13 protein-coding genes are annotated in these 12,553 nt (G+C 38.7%); all 13 read left to right on the forward strand.

Annotation, left to right across the window (positions count from 1 at the left end):
- Window positions 1-296: 296 nt before the first annotated feature.
- The 13 genes from J2Z40_RS15545 to lysS all read left to right on the forward strand — a co-directional run bounded on the left by J2Z40_RS15545 (window position 297) and on the right by lysS (window position 12,061).
- Window positions 297-1,073, forward strand: coding sequence for a type III pantothenate kinase (locus J2Z40_RS15545; RefSeq protein ID WP_162840507.1), 777 nt, complete (start codon window positions 297-299; stop codon window positions 1,071-1,073).
- A gap of 39 nt (window positions 1,074-1,112) precedes the next feature.
- A complete protein-coding gene (gene hslO, locus J2Z40_RS15550; protein ID WP_066399037.1) occupies window positions 1,113-1,991 on the forward strand; it encodes an Hsp33 family molecular chaperone HslO in 879 nt (292 codons plus the stop codon).
- Window positions 1,992-2,025: 34 nt separating this feature from the next.
- Window positions 2,026-2,922, forward strand: coding sequence for a peptidyl-prolyl cis-trans isomerase (locus J2Z40_RS15555; protein WP_066399039.1), 897 nt, complete (start codon window positions 2,026-2,028; stop codon window positions 2,920-2,922).
- Window positions 2,923-3,519: 597 nt separating this feature from the next.
- On the forward strand, window positions 3,520-4,449 hold the full coding sequence (cysK, locus tag J2Z40_RS15560) for a cysteine synthase A (RefSeq protein ID WP_066399041.1): 930 nt from the start codon (window positions 3,520-3,522) through the stop codon (window positions 4,447-4,449).
- A gap of 119 nt (window positions 4,450-4,568) precedes the next feature.
- The gene (pabB, locus tag J2Z40_RS15565) at window positions 4,569-5,981 is read left to right on the forward strand and encodes an aminodeoxychorismate synthase, component I (RefSeq protein WP_066399043.1); all 1,413 of its coding nucleotides are present in this window, start codon (window positions 4,569-4,571) and stop codon (window positions 5,979-5,981) included.
- Window positions 5,981-6,571: an aminodeoxychorismate/anthranilate synthase component II gene (gene pabA / locus J2Z40_RS15570; RefSeq protein WP_066399045.1), complete on the forward strand. Its 591-nt coding sequence runs from the start codon at window positions 5,981-5,983 to the stop codon at window positions 6,569-6,571. The genes pabB and pabA overlap by 1 nt, the downstream gene beginning before the upstream one ends.
- A gap of 4 nt (window positions 6,572-6,575) precedes the next feature.
- Window positions 6,576-7,433, forward strand: coding sequence for an aminodeoxychorismate lyase (gene pabC / locus J2Z40_RS15575; protein ID WP_066399048.1), 858 nt, complete (start codon window positions 6,576-6,578; stop codon window positions 7,431-7,433).
- A 73-nt stretch (window positions 7,434-7,506) separates the two neighbouring features.
- The gene (gene folP / locus J2Z40_RS15580) at window positions 7,507-8,280 is read left to right on the forward strand and encodes a dihydropteroate synthase (RefSeq protein WP_425351424.1); all 774 of its coding nucleotides are present in this window, start codon (window positions 7,507-7,509) and stop codon (window positions 8,278-8,280) included.
- A complete protein-coding gene (gene folB / locus J2Z40_RS15585) occupies window positions 8,273-8,632 on the forward strand; it encodes a dihydroneopterin aldolase (protein WP_066399054.1) in 360 nt (119 codons plus the stop codon). The genes folP and folB overlap by 8 nt, the downstream gene beginning before the upstream one ends.
- 2 nt (window positions 8,633-8,634) lie before the next feature.
- Window positions 8,635-9,162, forward strand: a complete 528-nt coding sequence (gene folK, locus J2Z40_RS15590; protein WP_066399056.1) for a 2-amino-4-hydroxy-6-hydroxymethyldihydropteridine diphosphokinase — start codon at window positions 8,635-8,637, stop codon at window positions 9,160-9,162.
- Window positions 9,114-9,332, forward strand: a complete 219-nt coding sequence (locus tag J2Z40_RS15595) for a helix-turn-helix domain-containing protein (RefSeq protein ID WP_066399062.1) — start codon at window positions 9,114-9,116, stop codon at window positions 9,330-9,332. Before folK ends, J2Z40_RS15595 begins: the two co-directional genes overlap by 49 nt.
- Before the next feature lie 29 nt (window positions 9,333-9,361).
- Entirely contained in the window at window positions 9,362-10,363 is a 1,002-nt protein-coding gene (gene dusB / locus J2Z40_RS15600; RefSeq protein WP_066399065.1) for a tRNA dihydrouridine synthase DusB, read from the forward strand.
- 207 nt (window positions 10,364-10,570) lie between these two features.
- Entirely contained in the window at window positions 10,571-12,061 is a 1,491-nt protein-coding gene (gene lysS, locus J2Z40_RS15605) for a lysine--tRNA ligase (protein ID WP_083953990.1), read from the forward strand.
- Window positions 12,062-12,553: the final 492 nt, after the last annotated feature.

Here is a 12,553-nt window from a genome sequence, read left to right on the forward strand (position 1 = left end):
GTGTGAATTCAAAAAGCCTATTCAATATCCTGTGGGTTGCGTGGGACAGCTAAGACCCCGCAGAAAGGGAACAACCTAGCGTGCAAATCAACTTTTACCAACTGTATCTTAATTACTAGAATAATTGATGAAAACAGCCTTAGCTTTAAGGGCATTCTGATTGCTTCACTGTTTGCATGTCCATTGCTACCGAAAGTTATTAAGAATTCACGTGAATAACTTACTTATGTTATGATGTTTTCAGTGAAAAATAATCTTATGCTGAAACAAACTTATTAAGTAAAGTGGTGAGAATATTGCTATTTGTTTTTGATATAGGGAATACAAATATGGTTTTAGGTGTATATGAAGGAGATATTCTGCAATATCATTGGAGAATCGAAACGAACCGAAGTAAAACAGAAGATGAATATGGAATGCTGATTAAATCATTATTTGATCATGTAAACCTTAAATTTTCTAGTATTGATGGGATTATTATTTCTTCAGTCGTTCCACCAATTATGAATGCTCTTGAAAGAATGTGCCATAAGTACTTTCACGTGAAACCGCTAATCGTTGGTCCTGGGATGAAAACAGGATTAAATATAAAATATGAAAATCCGCGGGAAGTAGGTGCGGATCGGATTGTTAATGCCATTGCAGCCATTCATGATTATGGCAGTCCATTAGTTATTGTTGATTTCGGAACAGCGACTACTTATTGCTACGTAAATGAGCATAAACAATACATGGGTGGTGCAATCGCACCAGGGATCGGAATTTCGACAGAAGCACTATACTCACGAGCTGCAAAGTTACCGAGGATTGAAATTGTAAGACCAGATGATATTATCGGAAAAAATACGGTTTCTGCTATGCAGGCAGGGATATTGTTTGGGTATGTAGGTCAAGTAGAAGGCATTGTGAAAAGAATGAAGGATCGGTCAAAGGGAAACCCTACTGTTATTGCAACAGGTGGATTAGCAAAATTAATTGCTGATGAATCAACGATTATTGATGTTGTTGATCCGTTTCTTACTTTGAAAGGATTACAGCTTATATATAAACGCAATATGGATGGCTTACAATAAGGGTGATTTTTAGAAATGAGTATCGGAAGGGGTATTAGAATGAATGATTATTTAGTTAAGGCATTAGCTTATAATGGACAAGTCCGTGCATATGCCGTACGAACAACGGAAACAATTAGTGAGGCAGAGCGCCGCCATCATACATGGCCAACTGCTTCTGCAGCTTTAGGAAGAGCAATGTCTGCAGGTGTGATGATGGGTGCGATGCTAAAGGGCGAAGAAAAACTTACGATTAAAATTGAAGGTGGAGGCCCGATTGGTCCAATTCTTATCGATAGCAATTCAAAGGGAGAGGTTCGTGGATATGTAACAAATCCACAAACTCATTTTGATTTAAATGAACATGGCAAGCTTGATGTCCGCCGTGCGGTTGGAACAACAGGGACATTATCAGTCATTAAAGACATTGGGATGAGAGAAAACTTTTCAGGTCAAGTGCCGATTATATCTGGTGAATTAGGTGAAGATTTTACTTATTATTTTGTTACGTCAGAGCAGACGCCATCTTCTGTCGGCTTAGGTGTACTTGTGAATCCAGATAATACAATTCTAGCGGCAGGCGGCTTTATTTTACAGCTAATGCCTGGAGCAGAGGAAGAAACAATTACTGATATTGAAAATCGCTTACAAAAGATTGAGCCGATATCAAAGTTAATCCAGCAGGGGTTAACGCCAGAAGAGATATTAATGGAACTTTTAGGAAAAGAAAATGTGAAAATCCTTGAGAAATTGCCAGTATCCTTTACTTGTACATGTTCGAAGGAGAGATTTGGAGATGCCATCATCAGTCTTGGAAAAGATGAAATAAAGGATATGATTGATCAAGATGGCAAAGCAGAGGCTCAATGTCATTTCTGTAATGAGATGTACCAATATTCGAGAGAAGAGTTAGAGGCGATAAAGCAGGAAGCAAAATAAAGAGAATGCCTGCAGCTAGTAGGGGGAGGAAAGGTTGAAGAAGGAGAGGTTAAAAAGAGAGAGTCTTTGGATTGTAATCGCTGGTCTGATTTTACTAAATTGCCTAACTGTGGCCCTATTCCTTTCTAAAGATAATACAGGCTTTAATGAAGTGGTTGCAAAAGTAGGGAAGGAAAAAATTACGCGGCAAGATTGGCTGAATGAAATGGAAGCAAGGTATGGCAAAGAGATACTGAGTGAGTTAGTGGATCAAAAGATTATCGAAACAGCTGGCAAGAAGTATGGGATTAAAATTTCGGATCAAGCAATTGACCGTGAGCTCATGGTTATTAAAACAATGTATGGTTCTTCCGTGGGGTATCAATCTGGAGAAGAAGAAAAATGGAAGCAGCAAATAAAAAACAGCCTAATGCTAGAGGAACTCCTCACGAAGGATGTTAAGGTTTCTGAAGAAGAATTGAAAAAGTATTTTGAGCAAAATGAGAGTCAATTTAACTTACCTGACTCTTATCATATTTCGAAAATCGTTGTCAATTCCAAAGAAGAGGCAGAGCAGACAGTTAAGGAATTGGAGCAAGGCTCTAATTTTGCTGTTTTAGCAATGGAGCGTTCAGTCGATGAATTTACAGCTAGCCTTGGTGGAGATGCAGGGTATGTTAATGAAGATAGTGAGCGTTATTCAAAAGAATTTATCCAAACAATTAAGAATATAAAGCCTGGTAAATGGAGTAAGCCGATCAAGCTTGAAGATACTTATGCAATTGTACAACTACATGAGTATATAAAGGGCAAGGAGTATGCCTTTAAAGAAGTTAAGGATGAGATTCGAAGATTAATTGCTGTGGAGCAAATGGAAGCACCTGTCTCTGCAAAGCCTCTTTGGAGTGACGCAAATGTGGAATGGTTCTATGGGGATTTAGAGGCACAATAGAAATTGGGGAAAACACGGACTTGTCCGTGTTTTTTTATAAGCTAAAGGTCTGACCTAGCGGCAAAATTAATCCTTTGCTCTTCGTGCAAGTGCTCCGTTCAGTAGGATCTTATTTTTCGTTTAGCTCTGTTATTATTCACTGTTGATGTCCGTGTATGTATGAGAATTCATTCACGGAGGATTTCTGCCCAGAGAGCGGAAGAAGCATAATATAAGCGGAATAATTCCGGTTAATATAAAAAAGAAAGCTTAAAAAGTGAATATAAGCGGAGAAATTCCGTTTAACTGCTTTAAATTAGACAAAATTCATTCATTTGGATTAAATAAGCGGAAAAAATCCGCTTATTTTTAAGGAAATAGAGGTATTTCCCAATATAGCCGGAATTTCTCCGCTTATTTTTTAAAACATTGTAAAATCACCATCCAGCTTTAACAGAGCGTTTCGTTTAAAATGAATGGAAATTTCTCCGCTTAAATGAGTATGATAGATGAGTAGGAGATTTTACATTCCCAGTTCCAAAATAATTGACAATTAGGATGAAAGTTGGTAAATTTTAATTAAACCAATAAAAATACTCGGAATAAGAGGTGGGGCAAGTGGCACGTATAGCAAATTCAATTGCAGAACTAGTAGGGCAGACTCCGATTGTGAAACTTAACCGCATGATTGATGAGAATAGTGCAGATGTATATTTAAAATTAGAATACATGAATCCAGGCAGCAGTGTGAAAGACCGTATTGCGCTTGCGATGATTGAAGCTGCTGAAGAAAGTGGAGATTTAAAAGAGGGCGCGACAATTATTGAGCCAACAAGCGGAAATACAGGCATCGGCTTAGCGATGATCGCCGCTGCAAAAGGGTATCATGCTATTTTAGTTATGCCAGATACGATGAGTATGGAGCGACGTAACCTCCTGCGTGCATATGGAGCAGAACTTGTGCTTACTCCAGGAGCAGAAGGGATGAATGGTGCAATTCGAAAGGCTATTGAGCTTGCAAGTGAGCACGGTTACTTCTTGCCACAGCAATTTAATAATCCCGCTAATCCAGAAATCCATCGCCAAACAACTGGAAAAGAAATTGTTGAGCAAATGGGCGACCAGCTGGATGCCTTCATTTCAGGAATCGGTACGGGTGGTACGATCACAGGAGCAGGTACTGTCCTCCGCGAAAAATATGAAAATATAAAAATCTATGCAGTGGAGCCAACAGACTCACCTATTCTTTCAGGAGGAAAACCAGGTCCGCACAAAATTCAAGGAATTGGGGCCGGCTTTGTTCCAGAGGTATTGAATACAAAAATTTATGATGAAGTGATTACAGTAACGAATGACCAGGCTTTTGAATATGCACGCCGAGCGGCTAAAGAAGAAGGAATTCTTGGTGGGATTTCATCAGGTGCAGCTATTTTTGCAGCATTAGAGATAGCGAAGGAGCTTGGAAAGGGCAAGAAAGTCCTTGCCGTACTGCCAAGTAATGGCGAGCGTTATTTAAGTACAGCGTTGTATCAGTTTGAAACAGAATAATCGGATCGAGCAATGGCATGAAGCTGTTGCTCTTTTTTTATTTTTTAATCAATTTGAAATGAAAGCGGAACATTCTTCATGTATGATGAAAAAAGAGAAACCATGAGGAGTGACAGTTATTGGCTAATTATAAAATATTTGCGAAAAAGATTCCTTTTACTTATCAACGCTTTTTCACACAATATCGTCATATGTCAAAGGGGATGCCGTACCATCTTTTATTAGAAAGCGGACGTGGCGGGCGTTATAGCATTGCTGGTTTTGAACCTGAAACTGTACTAATCGGTAAAAATTCCAAGTTAGAAATTATACATAGAAATGGGAAAGAACGACTTGAGGGCAATCCACTCTATTTGTTAAAAGATTGGCTTCGTCAATATGAAACAGAACGAGACAAAGAGCTCCCTGATTTTCAAGGGGGAGTCATTGGATTGATTAGCTATGACTATGCACGTTATATTGAGCGTCTTCCTCAATTAGCAGAAGATGATCTACAAATGCCAGATGTTCATTTTCTAGCTTTTAAGGAATGGTTCGTATTTGACCATCAGGAAAAGGAATTATGGCTGATGTCGATTTATCATGAAAATGAAACGATTGATGCAATAGGAAGCAGGGTCGACGAATGGAAAGAGCAGTGGCTCAAGGACTTTTCTGAACAGAAAAAGGAGATCGCCTCAAAGAAGAATAGCCAAAGGGAAGTTTCTATGAGTGAAGAAGCATTCATTCAGGCTGTTCGACAAGTGCAACAATATATCTCACAAGGAGATGTATTTCAAGTAAATTTATCTGTACGTCAAAGTCAGCCCATTTCAGTTGCTGCGATGGATGTATATGAACAATTGAGGGCTCTTAATCCGTCCCCGTATATGGGGTATATTCACACACCTGAATATCAGCTTGTTAGTGCCTCCCCTGAATTATTAATTAAGAAAAAGGGAACGGAAGTAAGTACGCGTCCGATTGCAGGAACACGCTCCCGTGGCAAGGATGAAGTGGAAGATCTAAAGCTTGCAAATGAATTGATTGAGAATGAGAAGGAAAGAGCGGAGCATGTGATGCTTGTCGATCTCGAAAGAAATGATCTAGGGCGAGTTTGTAAATATGGCACAGTCCGCGTCGATGAATTTATGGTCATCGAAAAATACTCTCATGTGATGCATATCGTTTCAAATGTAAGAGGCGAACTGGCAGAAGGTAAAGATGGATTTGACTTAATTGATTCGGTGTTCCCAGGCGGTACGATAACAGGGGCTCCTAAAGTGAGGACGATGGAAATTATTGAAGAGCTAGAGCCTGTAACTAGAGGGCCGTATACCGGTTCCTTTGGGTGGATCAATTTCAATGGAGATCTAGAGCTGAATATTATCATTCGTACGATGCTAGTAAAGGATGGGAAGGCATATGTACAAGCGGGTGCAGGAGTTGTTATTGATTCAAACCCAAAAAACGAATACGAGGAGTCGTTGAAAAAGGCCTTTGCATTATGGAAGGCAAAGGAAATGGCCGAACAAGGAAAAGGGGATTGCTAATGATCTTCATGATTGATAACTATGATTCCTTCACATATAATCTTGTACAATATTTGGGCGAGCTTGGAGAGGAATTAATCGTAAAAAGAAATGATGAAATTTCAATTCAAGAAATACGTGAGGTAAATCCAAGATTTTTAATGGTGTCTCCAGGCCCTTGCAGTCCGAATGAAGCGGGAATAAGTTTGGAGGCCATTCGGTCATTTGCTGGTGAGACACCTATATTCGGGGTTTGTCTCGGCCATCAATCGATTGCCCAGGTGTTTGGTGGGGAAGTCGTTCAAGCTGAGCGGTTAATGCACGGAAAAACCTCGAGAATCTTTCATGATGGAAAATCAATTTTCCAAGGCTTATCTAATCCTTTCCCTGCAACAAGGTATCACTCATTGATCGTAAAAAAGGAAACTCTTCCATCGTGTTTAGAAGTATCTGCTTGGACGGAAGAAGGAGAAATTATGGCGATCCGTCATAAGGAGCTGCCGATAGAGGGAGTACAATTTCATCCAGAGTCCATTATGACAATAGGTGGGAAAGAACTATTGAGGAACTTCCTAAATTATTATGTGAACAAAGAAGTAGCTAGGGGTTAAGATAATGTTCGTGTATATAAATGGAAAGGTAATTTCAGAGGAAGAAGCAACAATCTCACCCTTTGATCATGGATATTTGTATGGACTTGGTCTTTTTGAAACATTTAGAGTGTATAATGGCCATCCTTTCTTACTGGATGATCATTTAGAACGGTTAAATACGAGTCTGGAAGTATTGAATATAAAGCTTCGTTATGAGAGAGAAGAAATGAGGAAGATCCTCCATCTGCTTCTTGAGAAAAATCAATTACAAGATGCCTATATTCGGCTGAATGTATCTGCAGGGGTAGGGGAAATTGGATTGCAAATAAATCCGTATTGTAAACCGAATGTGATTATCTTTGCCAAGCAGTTGCCCAAAATGGATCCTATTCAAGAGAAACAAGCGGTCGTGTTAAATTTAAAACGCAATACACCTGAAGGAATGGAACGGTTAAAATCACATCATTACTTGAATAATATATTAGCAAAAAGAGAGCTAGGCGATCGTACAGACTGTGAAGGCATTTTTTTAACTAAAGAGGGATATGTAGCGGAAGGAATAGTCTCTAATTTATTTTGGATTAATCAAGATATCCTTTATACCCCTTCAATTGACACAGGGATCTTAAATGGAATAACAAGAAAATTAGTTATGAAGCTTGCAAGCAGAAGAGGAATGACGATTGAAGAAGGCTGCTTTACAGTTGACGATGTAAAGAAAGCGGATGAGGTATTTATTACAAATTCCATTCAAGAAATGGTTCCGATATCGATATTTGATGGCAAAGAGATGCCGGGAGCTGCTGGCAAGCTAGTCAATAAACTTCAATTGGATTACCGGGAGCGTTGTCAATCTTTGTGGAGTAGAAATGAACTTTAAGGAGGAAGAGAGTGTGTCTAGCATTATTCATTGTGGACCCCATTCATTAGACTATAGCAATAAGACGTTAATAATGGGGATATTAAATATAACGCCTGATTCCTTTTCAGACGGTGGGAAATTTAATCATGTGGATCGGGCAGTAGAGCGTGCGGTACAAATGGTCAAGGATGGGGCGGATATAATTGATATTGGCGGAGAGTCTACAAGGCCCGGTTATATGAAAGTCACTGTTGAAGAAGAGATTGAAAGAGTCGTTCCTATTATTTGTGCCATTTCAAGGGAAGTGAATATCCCTATCTCGATTGATACATACAAGGCAGAGGTAGCGAAACAGGCAATTGAGGCAGGCGCACATATTATTAATGATATTTGGGGTGCGAAGGCTGACCCTTATATGGCAAAAGTAGCGAGAGATCTTCAAGTTCCTATTATCCTCATGCATAATCGAACAAATGAAGAGTACGAGGTTTTTTATCGTGATGTAGCAAATGATTTATTTGAAAGCATTTCAATCGTGAAGCGGGAAGGGGTTAAGGATGAGAATATTATTTTAGACCCTGGGATCGGCTTTGCGAAAGATTTAACCTATAATTTGGAGATGATGAGAGATCTAGATAAGCTTGTTTCGCTAGGCTATCCGGTTTTACTAGGAACCTCCCGGAAGTCGATGATTGGCGGGGTGTTGGATTTGCCTGTCGAGGAGCGACTCGAGGGTACTGGGGCTACTGTTTGTTATGGCATTCAAAAGGGATGCCAAATTATGCGTGTGCATGATGTGAAAGAAATTGCAAGGATGGCAAAAATGATGGATGCATTAGTAGGCAAAGGGGTTTATCATGGATAAAATTATCTTAAACAAAATGGCTTTTTACGGGTACCACGGCGTTTTCCCAGAAGAAACACGTCTAGGGCAACGATTTATCATTGATTTAACAGTAGAGGCAGATTTAAAACAAGCGGGAGAATCGGATCGGCTTGAAGATTCGATTAATTATGGAGAGACCTATTTCGTTTGCAAAGAGATTGTAGAAGGAAGCCCATATAAACTTGTTGAAGCAGTTGCAGAAAAGATTGCCGGGGAAATGCTCGATCGATTTTCTGCTATTTCCCAGGTGACAGTAAAGGTAACGAAACCTGACCCTCCTATTCCAGGTCATTACGAATCCGTTGCAGTTGAAATAACAAGGGGTAGATAAAGATGAATAATTTAGCATATATTGCACTTGGATCGAATATTGGGGAGCGCTATGAATATTTACAACAAGCAATCGAAGAATTGCATGCTCTTTTAGAAGTAGATGTGGTAAATACTTCTTCAATATATGAAACAGATCCAGTTGGATATGAGGATCAAGGACCATTTCTAAATATGGTCATACTTGTGAGAACGGAATTAAAACCAATTGAATTATTGGATAAATGTCTGGAGATAGAGAAAACGCTAGGGCGAAAAAGGGATATACGTTGGGGCCCGCGAACAATAGACCTTGACATTTTGATGTATAATCAAGAAAATATTAAAACAGAGAAGTTATTTGTTCCTCATCCTCGGATGCATGAAAGAGCTTTTGTCCTCATTCCTCTATTAGAGGTTCAGCCTAGCATCAAGCTTCCGACGATGGAGACGCCTCTTGAAGCAATTTTAGAGGAGATACCTGATAGAGAGGGAGTACGAGTATGGAAGCGGAAAAATGGGGAAGACGTATTCGCGCTTTTCGGAAACTAAAAGGGTTTACACAAGAAAGTTTTGCAAAGGAATTAGGTGTTTCTGTTTCAATCCTTGGAGAAGTTGAAAGAGGGAACAGAATGCCGTCCATTGAATTTTTAAAGCGTGTTTCCTTTTTGTTAAATATTCCTATTGAAGATCTAACACCACCTGTGGAAAATAAGGAATAGATAGCTTTTTTTTGAAAAGGAGGTGCAAGATGTTTAAGATTGGTGATATCGAGTTGAAGAATCGAGTGGTTCTTGCTCCGATGGCAGGTGTATGTAACTCGGCCTTCCGTCTAACTGTGAAAGAATTCGGTGCTGGCTTAGTATGTGCCGAAATGGTTAGTGACAAAGGAATCCTTTTAAAAAATGAAAAAACAATGAATATGCTCTATATTGATGATAGAGAAAAACCGCTTAGTCTACAAATCTTTGGCGGTGAAAAGGAAACATTGGTAGAAGCAGCAAAATTCGTTGACCAAAATACAAATGCAGATATTATTGATATTAATATGGGATGCCCTGTTCCGAAGATCACGAAATGTGATGCAGGCGCGAAGTGGCTCCTTGATCCGAATAAAATTTATGAAATGGTTTCAGCGGTAACAGATGTTGTAACGAAGCCTGTTACAGTTAAAATGCGAATGGGCTGGGATGAAGATCATATTTATGCTGTTCGTAATGCACAGGCAGTGGAACGAGCTGGAGGAAAAGCTATTTCACTCCATGGGCGCACACGCGTTCAAATGTATGAAGGAACTGCAAATTGGGATATTATTCGTGAGGTGAAGGAGAGCATCAATATTCCGTTAATCGGAAATGGAGATGTTCACACACCTCAGGATGCAAAACGAATGCTTGAAGAAACAGACTGTGATGGTGTGATGATTGGCCGGGCAGCATTAGGAAATCCATGGATGATTTATCGTACAGTTAAATATTTAGAGACAGGCGAGCTTATGGATGAACCGAATGTACGAGAGAAGATTGCTGTTTGTATTCTTCATTTAGATCGCTTGATTGAATTGAAAAACGAACACATTGCTGTTCGTGAAATGCGCAAGCATGCTGCATGGTACTTAAAAGGAATTCGTGGTCATGCTACAGTACGAAATGCAGTGAATGAATGTAATACTAGAGAAGACCTTGTCACATTATTAAATGCCTTTGTAATGGATGTTGAAGAGAAAGAGCGGAGTCAAATTCTAGCTGGATAATGCTTTCGTTTGACATTGAAAATTTCTTTTTCTATAATAATTTTGATATGTAAGAGAACTGCCAGTGGGTTTACTGGCAGTTTTTATTCTATTTAATTATATTTTTGGTGTCTGTGTTGTTCTCTTTGTGTAAAATAAATAGTAGAAGAAATTTACGCCTCTTAATTGCTTTACATAAAGATTTACAAAATAATGGAGATGATATAAGTGAGTCAGAGTCATGAAGAATTAAATGACCAATTACTAGTTAGAAGGGAAAAAATGAGCAGCCTTCAAGCGAAGGGGCTAGATCCTTTTGGAAAGCGATTTGACCGAACGCATCAGTCAATGGAACTGACTGAACAATATGCTGCACTTGAAAAAGAGGAAATCGAAGAGAAAAACATTCAAGTGAGTCTTGCTGGCCGAATTATGACTAAGCGCGGAAAAGGAAAAGCAGGTTTTGCTCATATCCAAGATTTATCTGGACAAATTCAAATTTATGTACGTAAAGATGCAATCGGTGATGAAGGCTATGAAATTTTTGATTCTGTAGATCTTGGTGATATTGTAGGGATCACAGGTATTCTTTTTAAAACAAAAGTTGGCGAACTTTCGATTAAAGTTCAGGAATTTGAACTATTAACAAAATCATTAAGACCTCTGCCAGATAAATTCCATGGCTTAAAGGATGTCGAACAGCGATATCGCCAACGTTATTTAGATCTAATCATGAGTGAAGAAAGCAAGAAAACATTCGTGGATCGCAGTCGCATCATTCAATCAATGCGTCGCTACCTTGATAGTAAAGGGTATTTAGAAGTTGAAACACCAATGATGCATTCAATTGCAGGTGGAGCATCTGCACGTCCGTTCGTTACTCATCATAATGCTTTAGATATGGAGCTATACATGCGTATAGCAATAGAGCTTCATTTAAAGCGCTTAATTGTAGGCGGTTTAGAAAAGGTATATGAAATTGGCCGAGTATTCCGTAATGAAGGGGTTTCTACACGTCATAATCCTGAATTTACAATGATTGAACTATATGAAGCTTATGCAGATTATCGAGACATCATGAGCTTGACAGAAAATTTAATTGCACATATTGCACAAGAAGTGTTAGGAACGACTACAGTACAATATGGGGAGTACGAAGTAGATTTAAAACCAGAATGGAAAAGACTTCATATGGTTGATGCAATAAAGGAATATACAGGAGTCGATTTCTGGAAAGAAATGAGCAAAGAAGAAGCTCAAGCATTAGCGAAAGAGCATGGAGTGGAGATTACAGAACACATGCTTTATGGCCATATCGTTAATGAATTCTTTGAACAAAAGGTAGAAGAGAAATTAATCCAACCTACATTCATTTACGGGCACCCTGTGGAAATTTCACCACTTGCTAAGAAAAATGATAAGGACCCAAGATTTACAGATCGATTCGAGTTATTTATTGTTGCTCGTGAGCATGCAAATGCATTCACAGAACTGAATGATCCAATTGATCAAAGACAGCGCTTTGAAGCGCAGCTTAAAGAGCGAGAGCAAGGCAATGATGAAGCTCATATGATGGATGATGATTTCATAGAAGCACTAGAATATGGAATGCCTCCAACAGGTGGACTAGGAATCGGTGTTGACCGACTTGTTATGCTATTAACAAATTCTCCTTCTATAAGAGATGTATTATTGTTCCCGCTAATGCGTCATCGTTAATATAATTCCAAGAGGTAAAGCGAATTTTTGCTTTACCTCTTATTAATAGTTGAGAATACATTTAGTAGTATACAGGAGGGGCTTTATTGTTAATAAGTTTTTAGGATATGTTCTCATAGTAAGTTGACTTCAGTTCCATGTTTCTTTTGGCTTACTGGGGATATTGAAAGGTGTTATTTCGATTCTAGTTCCGATAAACTATTAAGAATACTCTTTCTTCTAATTTCGGACAAATGTTTTAAAAAAACATGTTGCATCCGATTAAAGATGGTGGTATATTAATATCTGTTGCTGCGAGATGATCGCTTTTGAAAAATATTTTTTTAAAAAAGTTATTGACTCGAACCTAGCAATTATGATAGTATTTAAAAGTCGCGTTAAGCGATTGGGTGAAAGTATTGCTCTTTGAAAACTGAACGAACAAAAAACGTCAACGTTTAAACTTATTTTTTATTTTAGAGCTAATCAACTCTTTATTGGAGAGTTTGATCC

Source organism: Cytobacillus eiseniae, from assembly GCF_017874625.1.
Classification (GTDB): domain Bacteria; phylum Bacillota; class Bacilli; order Bacillales; family Cytobacillaceae; genus Cytobacillus; species Cytobacillus eiseniae.

Excerpts from the sequence above, each read along its gene's own strand:
- pabA (WP_066399045.1), top strand. The coding sequence starts at position 5,981 with ATGATCTTCATGATTGATAACTATGATTCCTTCACATATAATCTTGTA.
- folB (WP_066399054.1), top strand. The coding sequence starts at position 8,273 with ATGGATAAAATTATCTTAAACAAAATGGCTTTTTACGGGTACCACGGC.
- folP (WP_425351424.1), top strand. The coding sequence starts at position 7,507 with ATGGGGATATTAAATATAACGCCTGATTCCTTTTCAGACGGTGGGAAA.
- dusB (WP_066399065.1), top strand. The coding sequence starts at position 9,362 with ATGTTTAAGATTGGTGATATCGAGTTGAAGAATCGAGTGGTTCTTGCT.
- pabC (WP_066399048.1), top strand. The coding sequence starts at position 6,576 with ATGTTCGTGTATATAAATGGAAAGGTAATTTCAGAGGAAGAAGCAACA.
- J2Z40_RS15595 (WP_066399062.1), top strand. The coding sequence starts at position 9,114 with ATGGAAGCGGAAAAATGGGGAAGACGTATTCGCGCTTTTCGGAAACTA.
- hslO (WP_066399037.1), top strand. The coding sequence starts at position 1,113 with ATGAATGATTATTTAGTTAAGGCATTAGCTTATAATGGACAAGTCCGT.
- folK (WP_066399056.1), top strand. The coding sequence starts at position 8,635 with ATGAATAATTTAGCATATATTGCACTTGGATCGAATATTGGGGAGCGC.